At 71.7% G+C, this 16,064-nt stretch carries 17 protein-coding genes; 8 read left to right on the top strand and 9 right to left on the bottom strand.

Features of this window, described 5'->3' with window-relative positions; genetic code table 11:
* Positions 1-69: 69 nt before the first annotated feature.
* Positions 70-489, bottom strand: a complete 420-nt coding sequence (locus AB0L45_RS04530; protein WP_365836021.1) for a Fur family transcriptional regulator — start codon at positions 487-489, stop codon at positions 70-72.
* Positions 490-628: 139 nt separating this feature from the next.
* On the opposite strand from AB0L45_RS04530, the gene AB0L45_RS04535 reads away from it, so the two are divergent.
* Positions 629-2,110, top strand: a complete 1,482-nt coding sequence (locus tag AB0L45_RS04535) for a catalase (RefSeq protein WP_365836023.1) — start codon at positions 629-631, stop codon at positions 2,108-2,110.
* A 114-nt stretch (positions 2,111-2,224) separates the two neighbouring features.
* On the opposite strand, the gene AB0L45_RS04540 is transcribed toward AB0L45_RS04535, so the two are convergent.
* Together AB0L45_RS04540 and hisN are read right to left on the bottom strand one after the other, a co-directional pair.
* Complete coding sequence (locus AB0L45_RS04540) at positions 2,225-2,638, bottom strand: CBS domain-containing protein (protein ID WP_365836357.1); 414 nt, start codon at positions 2,636-2,638, stop codon at positions 2,225-2,227.
* 188 nt (positions 2,639-2,826) lie between these two features.
* On the bottom strand, positions 2,827-3,630 hold the full coding sequence (hisN, locus tag AB0L45_RS04545) for a histidinol-phosphatase (RefSeq protein WP_360133189.1): 804 nt from the start codon (positions 3,628-3,630) through the stop codon (positions 2,827-2,829).
* Positions 3,631-3,771: 141 nt separating this feature from the next.
* Here hisN and AB0L45_RS04550 point away from each other — a divergent pair, with 141 nt between their 5' ends.
* Entirely contained in the window at positions 3,772-4,422 is a 651-nt protein-coding gene (locus AB0L45_RS04550) for a TetR/AcrR family transcriptional regulator (RefSeq protein ID WP_365836025.1), read from the top strand.
* Positions 4,423-4,453: 31 nt separating this feature from the next.
* Here the strand turns inward: AB0L45_RS04550 and AB0L45_RS04555 are convergent, their stop codons facing one another.
* The 4 genes from AB0L45_RS04555 to AB0L45_RS04570 form a co-directional block, all read right to left on the bottom strand.
* Positions 4,454-4,777, bottom strand: a complete 324-nt coding sequence (locus AB0L45_RS04555) for a multidrug efflux SMR transporter (RefSeq protein ID WP_365836028.1) — start codon at positions 4,775-4,777, stop codon at positions 4,454-4,456.
* Positions 4,778-4,867: 90 nt separating this feature from the next.
* The gene (gene rsgA, locus AB0L45_RS04560; protein ID WP_365836030.1) at positions 4,868-5,875 is read right to left on the bottom strand and encodes a ribosome small subunit-dependent GTPase A; all 1,008 of its coding nucleotides are present in this window, start codon (positions 5,873-5,875) and stop codon (positions 4,868-4,870) included.
* Between the two features lie 13 nt (positions 5,876-5,888).
* Positions 5,889-7,256, bottom strand: coding sequence for a 3-phosphoshikimate 1-carboxyvinyltransferase (gene aroA / locus AB0L45_RS04565; protein ID WP_365836033.1), 1,368 nt, complete (start codon positions 7,254-7,256; stop codon positions 5,889-5,891).
* A gap of 168 nt (positions 7,257-7,424) precedes the next feature.
* On the bottom strand, positions 7,425-8,138 hold the full coding sequence (locus AB0L45_RS04570; RefSeq protein WP_365836035.1) for a M50 family metallopeptidase: 714 nt from the start codon (positions 8,136-8,138) through the stop codon (positions 7,425-7,427).
* 35 nt (positions 8,139-8,173) lie between these two features.
* Between AB0L45_RS04570 and AB0L45_RS04575 the strand changes: the two genes are divergently transcribed.
* On the top strand, positions 8,174-8,992 hold the full coding sequence (locus AB0L45_RS04575; protein WP_365836037.1) for an SOS response-associated peptidase: 819 nt from the start codon (positions 8,174-8,176) through the stop codon (positions 8,990-8,992).
* Between the two features lie 39 nt (positions 8,993-9,031).
* Positions 9,032-9,658, top strand: coding sequence for an alpha/beta family hydrolase (locus AB0L45_RS04580; RefSeq protein ID WP_365836039.1), 627 nt, complete (start codon positions 9,032-9,034; stop codon positions 9,656-9,658).
* Positions 9,659-9,745: 87 nt separating this feature from the next.
* On the opposite strand, the gene AB0L45_RS04585 is transcribed toward AB0L45_RS04580, so the two are convergent.
* Positions 9,746-10,339, bottom strand: coding sequence for an XRE family transcriptional regulator (locus AB0L45_RS04585; protein ID WP_365836041.1), 594 nt, complete (start codon positions 10,337-10,339; stop codon positions 9,746-9,748).
* A gap of 344 nt (positions 10,340-10,683) precedes the next feature.
* Here AB0L45_RS04585 and AB0L45_RS04590 point away from each other — a divergent pair, with 344 nt between their 5' ends.
* The 4 genes from AB0L45_RS04590 to def all read left to right on the top strand — a co-directional run bounded on the left by AB0L45_RS04590 (position 10,684) and on the right by def (position 14,152).
* Positions 10,684-11,382 (top strand): sigma-70 family RNA polymerase sigma factor, encoded by a 699-nt coding sequence (locus AB0L45_RS04590; protein WP_365836359.1) that lies wholly within the window; start codon positions 10,684-10,686, stop codon positions 11,380-11,382.
* Complete coding sequence (rsrA, locus tag AB0L45_RS04595) at positions 11,379-11,786, top strand: mycothiol system anti-sigma-R factor (RefSeq protein ID WP_030022122.1); 408 nt, start codon at positions 11,379-11,381, stop codon at positions 11,784-11,786. The genes AB0L45_RS04590 and rsrA overlap by 4 nt, the downstream gene beginning before the upstream one ends.
* A gap of 668 nt (positions 11,787-12,454) precedes the next feature.
* The gene (locus tag AB0L45_RS04600; RefSeq protein ID WP_031001132.1) at positions 12,455-13,441 is read left to right on the top strand and encodes a hypothetical protein; all 987 of its coding nucleotides are present in this window, start codon (positions 12,455-12,457) and stop codon (positions 13,439-13,441) included.
* Between the two features lie 69 nt (positions 13,442-13,510).
* Positions 13,511-14,152 carry a peptide deformylase gene (gene def / locus AB0L45_RS04605; RefSeq protein ID WP_365836044.1) on the top strand — a complete coding sequence of 214 codons (642 nt, stop codon included), beginning with the start codon at positions 13,511-13,513 and terminating at the stop codon, positions 14,150-14,152.
* Between the two features lie 24 nt (positions 14,153-14,176).
* Here def and AB0L45_RS04610 read toward each other — a convergent pair whose 3' ends face one another.
* Positions 14,177-16,054, bottom strand: a complete 1,878-nt coding sequence (locus AB0L45_RS04610; protein WP_365836047.1) for a transglycosylase domain-containing protein — start codon at positions 16,052-16,054, stop codon at positions 14,177-14,179.
* Positions 16,055-16,064: the final 10 nt, after the last annotated feature.

Below are 16,064 nucleotides of genomic sequence, written 5' to 3' on the forward strand. Positions count from 1 at the left end.
GAAAACTCCTGTACCGGATGTGCCCCGGGATCTACCGGGACGCGCCGCAAGGTGGCGGGACGGCCGGGTTCAGCGGTGCGAGTGGCAGTTCGGGCAGATGCCCCGGTACGTCACCGACACCTCGGAGATCTCGAAGCCGAAGCGTTCCGGCACCGGCAGTGCGGTGAGGGGGTCGCTGTCCAGGTGGACGTCCCTTATCGTCCCGCACCGCGAGCACACCAGGTGCTGGTGGTCGTGGTGGGCGTTGGGGTCGTACCGCTTGGCGCGGCCGTCCGTGCTGACCTCGATCACCTCGCCGAGCGAGACCAGCTCGCCGAGCGTGTTGTACACGGTCGCGCGCGAGATCTCCGGCAGGCGCTCGGTCGCCCGCGCGTGCACTTCGTCAGCGGTGTAGTGGACGTGGTCCCCGTCGAGGACCTCGGCGACGACGCGTCGCTGCGCGGTCAGCCGCCAGCCGCGTCCCCGGAGTCGTTCCAGCAGGTCACTCATGCCAATCACCTATCAGTCAGATAAGGGCCAGGGTAGCAGTGGCTCGTCCATCACCGGATTCGGTACGAGTTTCCAGTTCTTCTTGACTTAGACATTGTCCAATGTAGGATCGGTTGCGGCGCAAGCCAAGGGCAGGTTCATGACTCAGGAGGCGCACGTGTCGGTACAGAGCAGCACCGGACCGCTGACCACGGAGGCCGGGGCTCCGGTCGCGGACAACCAGAACAGCGAGACGGCCGGCATCGGCGGCCCCGGACTCATCCAGGACCAGCTGCTGCTGGAGAAGCTCGCGCACTTCAACCGCGAGCGCATCCCGGAGCGCGTGGTGCACGCCCGCGGCGCCGGTGCGTACGGCACGTTCACGGTGACCGCCGACGTCACGCGGTACACCCGCGCCAAGTTCCTCTCCGAGGTCGGCAAGCAGACCGAGACCTTCCTGCGGTTCTCCACGGTCGCCGGCAACCTCGGTGCCGCCGACGCGGTGCGCGACCCGCGCGGCTTCGCGCTGAAGTTCTACACCGAAGAGGGCAACTACGACCTCGTCGGCAACAACACCCCGGTGTTCTTCATCAAGGACGCCATCAAGTTCCCCGACTTCATCCACACCCAGAAGCGCGACCCGTACACCGGCTCCCAGGAGGCGGACAACGTCTGGGACTTCTGGGGTCTGTCGCCCGAGTCCACCCACCAGGTGACCTGGCTCTTCGGTGACCGCGGCATCCCGGCGTCCTACCGCCACATGGACGGCTTCGGCTCGCACACCTACCAGTGGAACAACGAGGCCGGCGAGGTCTTCTGGGTCAAGTACCACTTCAAGACCGACCAGGGCATCAAGAACCTCACCGCGGCCGAGGCCGCCAAGCTCGCCGGTGAGGACCCGGACAGCCACCAGCGCGACCTGCGTGAGGCGATCGAGCGCGGCGACTTCCCGAGCTGGACCGTCCAGGTGCAGATCATGCCGGCGGCCGACGCGGCGACGTACCGCTTCAACCCGTTCGACCTGACCAAGGTCTGGCCGCACGCGGACTACCCGCCGATCGAGATCGGCAAGCTGGAGCTCAACCGCAACCCGGAGAACATCTTCGCCGAGGTCGAGCAGTCGATCTTCTCCCCGCACCACTTCGTGCCGGGTATCGGCCCCTCGCCCGACAAGATGCTCCAGGGCCGGCTGTTCGCGTACGCGGACGCCCACCGCTACCGCGTCGGCATCAACGCCGACCACCTGCCGGTCAACCGCCCGCACGCCACCGAGGCGCGCTCGCACGGACGCGACGGCCACCTCTACGACGGCCGCCACGGCCGCGCGAAGAACTACGAGCCCAACAGCTTCGACGGCCCGGTGCAGACCGACCGCCCGCTGTGGCAGCCGATAGCGGTCAGCGGCACGACCGGTGAGACGGAGGCGCCCTCGCACGCCGAGGACAACGACTTCGTGCAGGCCGGCAACCTGTACCGCCTGATGACGGAAGAGGAGAAGGAGCGCCTGATCGACAACCTGGCCGGCTTCATCTCCAAGGTCTCGCGCGACGACATCGCCCAGCGCGCGATCGAGAACTTCCGCAAGGCGGACCCCGACTACGGCAAGCGGCTGGAGGCCGCGGTCCAGGCCCTGCGCGGCTGACCCATCCCTTGCCGTAACACCGAAGAGGCCGGACGCCAATGGGCTCCGGCCTCTTCGCGTGCGGGCGGGACGCCGTGGGGCCTCCCGCCCGCCGTCACGTCCGCGGGGGTGCCGTCACGCCGGTACGGCGCCGACCCGTTCCGCGCGCTGCTCCGGGACCGCGGCCCGGCACCGGATGATGTCGCGGACCGACACGATGCCCACCGGCTCCAGGTCGTCGAGCACGATCAGATGCCGGAAGCCGCCGTGCACCATGGCGGCGGCGGCCTCGTCGAGGGTCCACTCCGGGGCGGCGAAGACCACGTCCGAGGTCGTGTGGGCTCCCGCGGTCTCCTGGTCGGGGTCCTGACCCGCGCCCAGGGAGTTGAGGATGTCGCGCTCGGTGAGGATGCCGAGCCCGCTGGTGTCGGTGTCCAGGACGACAGCCGCGCCGACGCGCCGCGCCGCCATCAGATGGGCTGCCTGGCGCAGGGTGTGGGCGGGCCCGATGGTGAGGACCACCGTGCTCATGGCGTTGCGCACGTACATGGGCATGGAATGGAGCCACCTCCTTGTCGCTTGCGGAGAGCACCTTGCGAATCGATTCACAAGTTCACAAGCTTCGGTGTTCTCATGTTCACATGCGTCCGGGGGAGCAACAAGGGGCGCGGAACGGACGGTTTCCGTTCGCACGCCCCCGAATGCCGGTTCGTATACGGTCCGGGCCCGACGGGGCCTCAGCGGCGCCCGTCGCCGATGTAGTTGAGCAGCTCCTCGTGCAGCAGACCGTTGGAGGCCGCGGCGTTGCCGCTGTGCGGGCCCGGCACGCCGTCCAGACCGGTGAACCGGCCGCCCGCCTCCTGCACCACGACGGCGCAGGCCGCCATGTCCCACAGCGACAGCTCCGGCTCCGCGCAGATGTCCACCGAGCCCTCGGCGACCATCATGTACGGCCAGAAGTCGCCGTAACCGCGGGTGCGCCAGCAGTCCCGGGACAGTTCGAGGAAGCCGGGCAGCCGGCCCTGCTCCTCCCAGCCGGTGAGGGAGGAGTACGCGAACGACGCGTCCTGGATGCGGCCCACCTGCGAGGCCTGGAGCCGGGACGCGGAGGTCAGGCTGCGGCCCGTGTACGCGCCGAGGCCCTCCGCCGCCCACCAGCGGCGGTTGAGCGCGGGCGCCGAGACGACGCCGACCACCGGGCGGTCGCCGCCCTCGCCGCGTTCCATCAGGGCGATGAGCGTGGCCCAGACTGGGACGCCGCGCACATAGTTCTTCGTCCCGTCGATGGGGTCGATGATCCAGCGGCGCGGGCCCGAGCCCTCGCTGCCGAACTCCTCGCCCAGGACGGCGTCGCGCGGACGGGCGCGCTGCAGATGACCACGGATCAGTTCCTCGGCCGCCTTGTCGGCCTCGCTCACCGGAGTCATGTCCGGTTTGGTCTCGACCTTGAGGTCGAGTGCCTTGAACCGCTCCATGGTCGCGGCGTCGGCGGCGTCCGCCAGGACGTGGCCGAGGCGGAGGTCATCGTGATAGTCGGGCATGTGCGAACAGTATCGACTGGTCTCCGGCACGAGCCACATGACCACGGTTGCCCGGCGCGTACGGACCCTTGACAGCCCCTGGCGGCGAGTCAATTCTGTGCGGCACACCGGCCATCTGGGCCGGCGGCCTGGGAGGCGACGATGCCTACAGCGCGTGAATCCCTGCTGGACGCCGCCTATGCGGCCCTCGCGGTCAGGCCGTGGGCAGGCGTCCGGATGGTCGATGTCGCGGCCGAGGCCGGGGTGTCCCGGCAGACCCTCTACAACGAGTTCGGCAGCAAGGAAGGCCTGGCCAGGGCCCTGATACGGCGGGAGACCGAGGGGTATGTCGCCGGCGTGACCCGGGCCCTGGCGGAACCCGGCCCGGTGCCGGGAGCGGCGGGCGGTGACGTGGAGGCCCGGGTGGTGGCCGCCGCCGCGTGGACGGTACGGGCCGCGCGGACCAATCCGCTGATCCGGGCGGCCCTGACGGGCTGCTGGAGCGAGCGCCTGCCGGCACCGGCGGGCGGAGTGCCGGGACGGCGCGGAGGACATCCGGGCGGCGCGGGCAGCCATCCGGGGGCGCGTACGGACGGGCCTCCGCCGGGGCCGACCGATCTGGTCAGCCGGTTCAGCGACTGTGCGGTGGCGGCGCTGGAGGCGGACTGGCCCAAGGAGGACCTTCCCGAACTGGGCACCGCCTGCGCCACCGCGGCCCGTCTCACCCTGTCCTACGTCGTCGCCCCCGCCGAGCCGGACGACCTCGCCCGCCAGCTCCACCGGGCCTTCGCCCTCGCGGTCCACCGCTCCTGACCGCCGCGAAAGCTCGCCCTGAGGACACGCTTCAGTGCGCCGACCCCGACAGCTGAAGCCCGATGACCCCCACGATGACGAAGGTGATCGACACCAGCTTCAGGACGGAGACGAGGTCGCCGAGGAAGACCATGCCGTAAATGGCGGTGCCGGCGGCGCCGATGCCGGTCCAGACCGCGTAGGCCGGGCCCACGTCGAGCTTCTTCAGGGAGAGGGTGAGCAGGCCGAAGCTGCCGAGGGCGAAGCAGGCGAAGGCGATGGTGGGCCAGAGCCGGGTGAAGCCGTGGGAGAGCTTGAGGCAGACCGCGAACCCGGTCTCCAGGAGCCCCGCCACCACGACGAGCAGCCACGCCATGTCCATTGCCTCCGTACGGTCCGTGACCGCTTCGCCAGCCTTGGTGTGATTATGCATTTACCTCGGGCGCGGGGCAGCAAACTTGCGCGATCAGTCCCCCTCGCGCCGCTCCCTGGTGGCCAGCAGGCGGCGTAGCGAGTACAGCCGCGCCGGGTCCGCGTGGCCGTCGGCGACCCACTGGTCCAGGGCGCAGTCCGGCTCGTCGTGGCTGCACGCGCGCGGGCAGTCGGCGGTGCCGGGGACCAGATCGGGGAAGGCCAGGATGACCCGGGACGGATCCACGTGGTGCAGGCCGAAGGAGCGGACGCCGGGGGTGTCGATGACCCAGCCCGTGTCGCCCGGCAGCGGGAGCGCGAGCGCGGAGGTCGTGGTGTGCCGGCCGCGTCCGGTCACCGCGTTGACGTGCCCGGTGGCCCGCGCGCGGTCCGGCACCAGCGCGTTGACGAGGGTGGTCTTGCCGACGCCGGAGTGCCCGACGAAGGCGGTCATGTGGCCGTGCAGCCGCTCACGGACCCGCTCGGCGGCGGTGCCGTCGGCGAGTTCGTCGCGGTTGGTGACCACGTACGGGACGCCGATCGTGCCGTACGACTCCAGCAGGGCGTCGGGGGAGGCCAGGTCGGACTTGGTCAGGACCAGCAGCGGGTCGAGTCCGGCGTCGTACGCGGCGACCAGGCAGCGGTCGATCAGCCGCGGCCGCGGTTCCGGGTCGGCGAGCGCGGTGACGATCGCAAGCTGGTCGGCGTTGGCGACGACCACCCGCTCGAACGGGTCGTCGTCGTCCGCCGTCCGCCGCAGCGTGGAGCTGCGCGGCTCGACCCGGACGATCCGCGCGAGGGTGTCCTTGGCGCCGGACAGGTCGCCGACGACCGCCACCCGGTCGCCGACGACGGCGGACTTGCGGCCCAGTTCGCGGGCCTTCATCGCGATGACCGTGCGGTCCTCGATGAGGCAGGTGATCCGGCCCCGGTCGACGGTCAGGACCAGGCCCTCGCTGGCGTCCTCGTGCTTGGGCCGGATGTTCGTACGGGGGCGGTTGCCCTTGCGGTTGGGACGGACGCGGATGTCGTCCTCGTCGGGGTTCTTGCCGTAGCGCCGCATGGTCGAAGGAGCCTCAGCCTCTCCCGGCGGGGGCCGCCGCCTCGCCCAGCATCCCGGTCCACAGGGCGGGGAAGTCGGGGAGCGTCTTGGCGGTCGTCGCCACGTTCTCGACCTGTACGCCCGGTACGGCCAGGCCGATGATCGCGGCGGCGGTGGCCAGCCGGTGGTCCTCGTACGTGTGGAAGATGCCGCCGTGCAGCGGGCGCGGCCGGATGTGCAGGCCGTCCTCGGTCTCCGTGACGTCGCCGCCCAGCTCGTTGATCTCCTTGGTGAGCGCCGCCAGCCGGTCGGTCTCGTGGAGGCGCAGGTGGGCGACGCCACGCAGGGTGGAGGGGGAGTCGGCGAGGGCGGCCACCGCGGCGATGCCGGGGGTCAGCTCGCCGACCTCGCTCAGGTCCACGTCGATGCCCTGGATGCGGCCGGTGCCGGTGAAGGTCAGGCCGCGCTCGGTCAGCTCGCAGGAACCGCCCATGTCGGTGAAGATCTCGCGCAGCGCGTCACCGGGCTGGGTGGTGCGCTCGGGCCAGTCGGGAATGGTCACCCGGCCGCCGGTGACCAGCGCCGCCGCCAGGAACGGCTGGGCGTTGGACAGGTCCGGCTCGACGATCAGGTCGCGGCCCAGCAGGGCGCCGGGGGTGACCCGCCAGACGTTCGGCTCGCCGCCGGACTCCGGGGTGTCCACCTGGGCGCCGACGCTGCGCAGCATGTCGACGGTCATCCGGATGTGCGGCATCGAGGGCAGCGCCGCGCCGACGTGCCGTACCTCGACGCCCTGGTTGAAGCGCGGCGCGGACAGCAGCAGGGCGCTGACGAACTGCGACGAGGAGGAGGCGTCGATCGCCACGGCGCCGCCCTCCAGGGCGCCGCCGCCGAACACCGTCATGGGCAGCGCGCCGCGGCCGTCGTCGTCGATCCGGGCACCGAGCGAGCGCAGCGCGGTGATCACGCCGTCGAGCGGGCGCTCGTAGGAGCGCGGGTCGCCGTCGAAGCGGATGGCGCCGTCGGCGAGGGCCGCGACCGGCGGCAGGAAGCGCATGACCGTACCGGCGTTGCCGACGTCGACGGTGGCCGGGCCGTGCAGACCGGCCGGGATCACCCGCCACGCCTCGCCACCGCCGCCGTCCGCGCCGGCCGTCGAGGCGGCGTTGGAGGGGGCGGTCTCCTCGATGCCCACGCCCATCGTGCGCAGCGCCTCGGCCATCAGCAGGGTGTCCCGGGAGCGCAGTGGACGGCGCAGCCAGCCGGGTTCGGAGGACAGGGCGGCGAGGACGAGGCCACGGTTGGTGACCGATTTGGAGCCGGGCACGGTGACGGTCGCGTCGACCGCCCCGGCAGCTACGGGGGCGGGCCAGAGGGCGGGATGCACGGGGCTCTCGGTCATGCCCCTCACTTTAATGGCTGGGCCGGGGTGCAGATCTTGATCAAAAGTGGCGCAACCTGCAGGAAACACGGCACTGATAGTGCAGGCCGGGTCACTGTCCGGCGCCGCGCTCCCGGGGACGTGCTCCGGGGCGCGTCCCGAGGGCGCCGGCGCACGGCCCGTACCGGCTCAGAGGTTCAGCAGCCAGCGCCCGCCGCCTGCCAGCGAGCACAGCGTCACGAGGTGGAAGAGTCCCAGCCAGAAGGCCGCCGGTACGCGGGTGAGCCGGGCCAGCTGGTCCGGGTCGGAGTCCCCGGCGCGGCCGCGGCGCCGCTTGCCCTGGAGTTCGAAGGGCGGCCGCACGCCGCCCAGCAGCAGGAACCACACCACCGCGTACGCGAACGCCGCCTGCACGTCGGGCGTGGTCAGCCAGGAGACGAGGAAGAAGGCGGCCCCGGCGAGCACGACGGTCAGCACGCCGTACGCGTTGCGGATCATCAGCAGCATCGCGGCGAGCAGTGCGGTGGCGCCCCACAGCAGCGCCGTGATGTGCCCGGAGGCCAGCAGCCATGCGCCGAGGAGCCCGAGCAGGGACGGCGTGACGTAGCCGGCCGCCGCGGTGAGGATCATGCCGAGGCCGGTCGGCTTGCCGCGCGAGACGGTCAGCCCCGAGGTGTCCGAGTGCAGCCGGATGCCGGACAGCCGGCGCCCGCTGAGCAGCGCGACGAGCCCGTGCCCGCCCTCGTGGGCGATGGTGATGGCGTTACGGGACAGCCGCCAGGCGCGGTACGGGGCGATGGCGCCGAGGGCGAGCACCGCGGTGACGACGACGAGCCAGGGCGGCGGGTCGGGCTGGATGCCGAAAACCCTGTCCCATACGTCGGTGATATGACCGGTGTCCATCTCTCCCCTTGGTGTGGCGTGGCACTGTGGCATACATGTGCGGACGGTATGCAGCGAGTCGCAGCCCCGAGGATCTGGCGGGGCTCTTCGAGGTCGAGAAGTGGGAGCCGGCGGAGACCCTGGCGCCCGACTGGAACATCGCCCCGACGAAGAGCGTCCACGCGGTGCTCGAACGCCCTCTCAAAGACGCGGAAGACCGGCGTCCGGTTCGCCAGCTGCGCAGACTGACCTGGGGACTGGTCCCCTCCTGGGCGAAATCACCCGATGTCGGGGTCAAGATGATCAACGCGCGGGCGGAGACCGTGCACGAGAAGCCGTCGTTCAAGCGGCCGTTCGCGGCCCGCCGCTGCCTGCTGCCCGGCGACGGTTACTACGAGTGGGTCACGGCAGCGGCCGAACGGCAGCTGGAGGAGCAGGGCAGGAAGAAGCGCCCCCGTAAGCAGCCGTACTTCGTCACGCCGGCGGACGGCCAGGTGATGGCGCTGGCCGGGCTGTACGAGTTCTGGCGCGACCGCACCCTGCCGGACGATCACCCGCAGGCCTGGTGGGTGACCTGCACGGTCGTCACCACCGAGGCCGAGACGACACCGCTGGCGAACGCGGACGGCGGCGAGGGCCCGCAGTCGCTCGCCGACATCCACCCCCGTATGCCGCTGGTCATGACGCCCGACAAGTGGGACGCCTGGCTCGACCCGGCCCGTACGGACGTGGCCGACCTGCTGCCGCTGCTCACGCCGCCGCCCGCCGGGCTGATGCGCGCGTACCCGGTGCCGACCGAGGTGAGCAACGTCCGTAACAACGGTCCTGAGCTGGTCAAGGAGCTGGCGGCGCCGGAGGTGGGCACGCTGTTCTGAGGTTTCGCCGCCGGGTGCACGGGGCGGCAGGATGATCCCGTGAGCGAAACAGTGGAGACCCCTGTGGGTGAGGCGCGCATCACCTGGCACCCGGCCGAGGGCGCGCGCGCCGTCCTCGCCGTCAGCCACGGCGCCGGCGGCGGCATCGAGGCACGCGACCTGCGCGCGCTGGCGGCGGACCTGCCCGCGCGCGGGTACACCGTGGCGCTGGTCGAGCAGCCGTGGCGGGTGGCCGGCAAGAAGCTGGCGCCGGCCCCCAAGACGCTGGACACGGCCTGGACCGCGCTGTGGCCCGCGCTGGAGAAGCCCGGCCTGCCGGTCGTCGCGGGCGGCCGCAGCGCGGGGGCGCGCGTGGCCTGCCGCACGGCGCGCGGCCTGGGCGCGCACGGCGTACTGGCGTTGAGCTTCCCGCTGCACCCGCCGGGCAAGCCGGAGAAGTCCCGGGCCGACGAGCTGACCGGGGCCGGGCTGCCGACCCTGGTCGTCCAGGGCGGCCGTGACCCGTTCGGGCGGCCGCCGGAGTTCCCGGAGGGCACCCGCATCACCGAGGTGCCGCACGGGGACCACGGTTTCGCCGTACCGAAGAAGGCGGACCTCGACGAGCCGGCGGCGATGGCCGTGATCACGGACGCCGTGGGGGAGTGGCTGGACGAGCTGTTCGCCTGAGGCGCCGCCCGGACGGCGGTCCCCGCCCGGACCGCCGCCCCCGCCCGCTCTTGTCCTCTCCCGCCCCGTCCGCCCCTCCCGCCCCGTCTACTCCTCCTTGTCCCGGCCGCGCGGCCGCGCGCGTACGTGCATCCGCTCGCCCTGCCGCCCGAAGAGGCTGAGCAGCTCCACCGGTTCGCGGCCCGCCGGGCCGAACCAGTGCGGCAGCCGGGTGTCGAACTCCGCGGCCTCGCCGGCCCGCAGCACCACGTCCCGGTCCGCGAGCAGCAGCCGCAGCCGCCCGGACAGGACGTACAGCCATTCGTAGCCCTCGTGGGTCCGCGGATCGGGCTCGCCCGGCACCGGATCAATGATCATCTTGTACGCCTGGAGGCCGCCGGGCTGCCGGGTCAGCGGGACGAACGTCATGTGCGCCCTGCGCTGCGGCACCGCGCGCACCCGCGGATCGCCCACCTCCGGCGCGCCGACCAGTTCGTCCAGCGGCACCTGATGGGCCTGGGCGAGCGGCAGCAGCAGTTCGAGCGTGGCCTTGCGGCCGCCCGATTCGAGGCGGGAGAGGGTGCTCACCGAGATGCCCGTCGTCTCCGAGAGGGCGGTGAGCGTCACCCCTCTGTCCTGCCGCAGCCGTCGCAGCCGCGGCCCCACGTTCGTCAGCACCCGTTCGTACGCCTTGTCGTCCATGTCTTCATTGCCGAACCGGCAAGCGTGTTTGTCAAGGGCTGACCGGCGGCCCGGCCGGCCCGCGAGGCGTCGTGACCATGGTCACGGGCCGGGCCTGCGGGGCGGGAATGACGTGCGGGGTGCGGCTGTTGTGCCGGTTGTAGGAACGCTGAGGGAATCTTCGAAGAAGTGGAGTCCGCCGCATGGGAATCGCTTGCCCAGCCCGCCCGCAGGCCGCTGACCTGCAGTGGTCACAGCTGAGGGGCGCCCAGGCCGCCATGGCTGGAGCGGCGGCGGTACCGGATCGTCGTCTATTCTCCGAATCGAGCGGGTCCGCGTCCGGATCCGTCACGGTGTTGGAGGAGGTGGGTCCGGTCACCGGTACCGACGCAGGGACCGACGGCACGGCAGAGGAGCACGCTGGCAACGGGAAGCGGGAGACGGACGCCGAGCGCAACGCGCGCTTCGAGCGGGACGCGCTCACCTTCCTGGACCAGATGTATTCGGCCGCGCTGCGCATGACGCGCAACCCGGCCGATGCGGAGGACCTGGTTCAGGAGACGTATGCGAAGGCGTATGCGTCCTTCCACCAGTTCCGTGAGGGAACGAACCTCAAGGCGTGGCTGTACCGCATCCTCACGAACACCTTCATCAACTCCTACCGCAAGAAGCAGCGCGAACCCCAGCGCAGTGCCGCCGAGGAGATCGAGGACTGGCAGCTGGCGCGTGCCGAGTCGCACATGTCCACGGGCCTGCGGTCCGCCGAGTCCCAGGCGCTGGACCACCTGCCCGACTCCGACGTGAAGGCGGCCCTTCAGGCCATTCCGGAGGAGTTCCGCATCGCGGTCTATCTCGCGGACGTCGAGGGCTTTGCGTACAAGGAGATCGCCGACATCATGGGTACACCCATCGGCACGGTGATGTCCCGTCTGCACCGCGGCCGGCGCCAACTGCGCGGCATGCTGGAGGATTACGCCCGCGAGCGTGGGCTGGTCCCCGCCGGGGCAGGCGCTGCGACGGCGCAGCCGTCGCCGTCGCACGATCGGAAAGGCTCGGGATCATGAGCTGCGGAGAGCCGCACGAGAAGGACTGCTCAGAGGTCCTCGACCACCTGTACGAGTACCTGGACCGGGAGATGCCGGCCGGTGAGTGCGAGAAGTTCCAGGAGCACTTCGACGAGTGCTCGCCCTGCCTGGAGAAGTACGGCCTGGAGCAGGCCGTCAAGAAGCTCGTCAAGCGCTGCTGCGGCCATGACGACGTCCCGGTCGACCTGCGGTCGAAGGTGATGGGCCGGATCGACCTGATCCGCGCGGGCGAGGCGGTGCCCGAGCAGAGCGTCCTCGAACAGGCCAAGCAGGAGCAGGCGGCGGCCCGCGCCGCCGCGGCCGCCAAGGCCCCCGAGCAGGCGACCGGGCCCGGCCCGGACACCACGCTCGACGCGCGCGGGGAGACCGCGCGGGCCGAATAGCGCGGGTGGTACGGCGTCTCACGGCGTAGCACCGCGTATCACCCCAAGGGGTGAGGGGCGGGACGGTTCGTCCCGCCCGATCCACTGATCCGCCCTCCCGGCGCCGTCCGCGAGGGCTCAACTCCCGCCCGGCGGATCCCCGTTCCCGTACGGCCTGCCGCCCTCTCGGTGCGGACCCCTGACCCCGCTCCCGAGGGCGATTCCCGCCTGCGGCACGGCCGCGCCGACGGCGGCGGCCCCCACTCCCGTACGCCGTCTGCCGATCACCGGACACGGCGCCCCCTGCCGTCAACCGCTACTCGACACCGTCACGTTGCCGCGCGGACAGCCCCCGCAACAGCCGCCCCGCCCGGGCCCATCCGCTGCGTGTGCCCCGTACAGATCCACGCAAAGGCCCGCGCAAGGTCACGGAACCGATGGGTAATGAGCGGCCCCGGAGATGGGCATGGTTGGATGCGAAGGAACCCCCACGAACGGGGATTCAGGGGGTCGGCGAAAGGCAAGGAGCCGGTGAGGGGGTCGGTGGCGAGCCGCGGGTGGCGCGGCAACCGGGCTGAGCCCGGCGGCAATCTGTGGCAGGTTGTCGAGTGGGCACGCGTACGGCCCCCGGCCTCCGTCCTGGACACCGTCCGGGACGGCATCCAGGAAGCAACCAGCAGGCGGGAATCGTGAAGATCTTCGGCAAGGTACGGCACCGGCCCTCCGCCTCGTGGCGGCAGGCGACCGACCGCGCTTTCACGCTGATCGGTGACGGCCGTTACGAGGACGCGGGCGCACTGCTGACGCGGGCGGCCGACATGGAGCCGTGGCTGTCGGAGTCCTGGTTCAACCTCGCGCTGCTGCACAAGTTCCGGCACGACTGGGAGCAGGCGCGCGCCGCCGGACTGCGCGCGGTCGCCCTGCTGGACCGCGAGGCCGGGGCCCCCGACTGGTGGAACGTGGGCATCGCGGCCACCGCGCTCCAGGACTGGCCGCTGGCCCGGCGGGCCTGGCAGGCGTACGGCCTGAAGGTCCCCGGCGAGGGCTCGCCGTCCGCCGAACCGGTCGGCATGGAGCTGGGCAGCGCCGCGGTGCGCCTCTCGCCCGAGGGTGAGGCCGAGGTGGTCTGGGGCCGCCGGCTGGACCCGGCCCGTATCGAGGTGCTCTCCATCCCGCTGCCGTCCTCCGGGCGGCGCTGGGGCGAGGTGGTGCTGCACGACGGCGTGCCGAACGGTGAGCGCACCACCGCGGCCGGGCCGTCCTTCCCGGTGTTCGACGAGATCGAGCTGTGGGCGCCCTCCCCGGTGCCGACCTGGGTGGTGCTGCTGGAGGCCGCCACGGAGGCCGACCGCGACGCCCTGGAGCGGCTGGCCGCCGACGCGGGCTTCGCGGCCGAGGACTGGTCGTCCTCCGTCCGCCTGCTGTGCCGTACGTGCTCGGAGAGCCGGATGCCCAGCGACGAGGGCGAGGGCGAGCACCTGGATCCGCACGACCACAGCGAGCCGGGCCACCCGGGACCGCTGGGCCACCGCACGGCGGGTTCCGGGTCGCTGTGGGTGCCGGAGCGCGAGTGCGGCATCGCGGCCCCCGCAGGGCTGGTGCGTGGTCTGCTGGACGGCTGGGTGGCCGACAGCCCGGACACCCGCGAGTGGCGTGATCTTGAAGAGGTCTGCTGAGGGCCGGCAGGGCGCCCCGTAGGCTGGTGGACGAAGAATTTCGGGTTTCCAGGAAGGCGTACGGCGGAGATGGCGCAACAGCCTGTTTTTGATCACAACGAGGAGCGGGCGGCGGAGGGCTTCGTCGACGACGTCACCGGCGCGGACGAGCGGGAGAAGGCGCACCGCGAGCGCGGCACGTCCCGTCCGATCACCGTGGTCGGCAACCCGGTGCTGCACAAGGAGTGCAAGGACGTCACCGCGTTCGACGACGAGCTGGCCCGGCTCATCGACGACATGTTCGCCAGCCAGCGCACGGCCGAGGGTGTCGGCCTGGCCGCCAACCAGATCGGCGTGGACCTGAAGGTCTTCGTGTACGACTGCCTGGACGACGAGGGCGTGCGGCACGTCGGCGCGGTCTGCAACCCGGTCCTGGAGGACCTGCCGGTCGAGCGGCGGGTGCTGGACGACTCCAACGAGGGCTGCCTGTCGGTGCCCGGCGCGTACGCGGAGCTGGCCCGCCCGGACTACGCGGTGGTCAGCGGCCAGGACGCCGAGGGCAACCCGATCAAGGTCCAGGGCACCGGCTACTTCGCCCGCTGTCTCCAGCACGAGACCGACCACCTGTACGGCTACCTCTACATCGACCGGCTGTCCAAGCGCGACCGCAAGGACGCGCTGAAGCAGATGGCCGAGCGCGAGCCGCGCTACCCCGTCGTCGCCAACGACTGAGCCCCGCCCGGCCCGGCCCCCCGCTCACCCCGCGGCGTACGCGGCCCAGATCCGGGGCGGTATCCCGTTGCCGAACCGGGCGTCGCCGCCCACGCCCTCCATGGGCAGCAGCCGCGGCGCCCCCGGCTTGGCGCGGAAGACGGTCACGGCGGTGGTCAGCCCGCCGCCGGGCGCGCCGTCGTGGCCGATGAACCACGCCGACCGCATCCGGTCGTCCGGGCCGGTGCCGCCCGCGGCGATGCCCTTCGGCAGCTTGGCGACGGTCTCCTGGGGCAGCGACTTCCAGGCGAAGGCCTGGAGCGCGGCGGTGACGCTCCGGGCCGCCTCCGGGGCCAGCACGCCGCGCGGCACCGGCGGCTCCAGGCCGGGCAGCGGCCTGCCGTCGTGCACCACCTTGGTGACCGAGTACGGCTCGGTCCGGCTGCCGTCGTTGGTGAACAGCGAGTACGCGCCGGCCAGCCGGATCGCGCTCGGGGTGGAGGTGCCGAGCGGGAACGTGGGCTCCAGGCGGGCCAGGCTCTCCTTGCGCAGGCCCGCCGCGACGGCCAGATCCCGGATCCTGTCCAGGCCGAGGCGCTTGCCCGCGGTGACGAACGGCGGGTGGGCGGAGGTCACCAGGCCCTCGTAGAGGGCGGACGGCAGCGCGGTGCCCGGGGCGGCGGTGCTGCCGGGGGCGCCCTCCGCGGCCGTGGCGCTCCGCTCACGCAGGGCGGCGGCCAGCACGAACGGCTTGAAGGCCGAGCCCGCCGGCACGCCCGCGGTGTCGGCGTTGTTCGCGAAGTGCTTCGTCGCGTCCGGCCCGCCGTAGAGCGCGACGAGCGCGCCGTCCCGGGGCCGTACCGATGCGGCACCGAATTCCGTGTACGCGTCGGCGGCCCGCTTCTGCGGATGGATACTGCGGCGCCGCTCGTCCTCCACCGCTTTCCCCAGCCGTGCCACCTTGTCCTTCTCGAAGGTGGTGTGAATGCGGTAGCCGCCGCGCGCGAGATCGCGGTCGGTCAAGCCGGTACGGCTCTTCAGGTATTTCTTCGCGGCGTCGACGAGATAGCCGGTCTGGCCTTTCTGACTGGTCGGGGGGACGGGTGTGCGGGGCTCGGGGAACTGTGTGTACCGGGCGCGCTCCTCCCGGCTCATCAGACCGGTCTCCGCCTCGCGGTCCAGAATCCACTTCCAGCGCGCCACCGCGCGCCGGTGATTGGCTTCGCTCAGCGCCGGGTCGTACTGCTCGGCGCCCTTGAGCAGCGCGGCCAGTGCCGCGCCCTGGCTGGGGTCGAGGTCCTTGGCCGGAATGCCGTAGTACGCGTTCGCGGCGGCCTGGATGCCGAACGATTTCCGCCCGAAGTAGCTGGTGTTGAGATACCCCTGGAGTATCTCCCTCTTGGACTTGCGGTGGTCCAGCTTCAGGGCGATGAAGAACTCCTTCACCTTGCGCTGGAGGGTCTGGTCCTGGGACAGGTACGTGTTCTTCACATACTGCTGGGTGATGGTGGAACCGCCCTGCGCGTCCTGCCCCTGGGCCATGTTCACCGCGGCCCGCGCGATACCGGAGAGCGAGACCCCGGAATCGGAGTAGAAACTCTGGTTCTCGGCGGCGATCACGGCGTTTTCCACCGGGTCGGGCACCTGGTCCAGGGTGACGTTCTGCCGGTTGACCGCGCCCTCGGTCACCATCTGGCTGCCGTCCGCCCAGTAATAGACGGTGGCTTCCTGGCGCGCGGCGGCGTTCTCGTCCGGGATGTCGATCTGGGCGTACACCAAGGCGAAGAGCCCGGCGAAACCGGCCGCGCCGACGGCCGAGGCGCCGAGTTGCTGTCTCCAGGACGGCAGCCACCGGCGCCAGCCGCTGCGGCCCCGGCGGGGATAGTCGATGAACCGTTTCCTCGGTTGCTCGCTGCCCTTCATGCAACGGGAG

The organism is Streptomyces sp. NPDC052496, from assembly GCF_040679095.1.
In the GTDB taxonomy this organism is placed as follows: domain Bacteria; phylum Actinomycetota; class Actinomycetes; order Streptomycetales; family Streptomycetaceae; genus Streptomyces.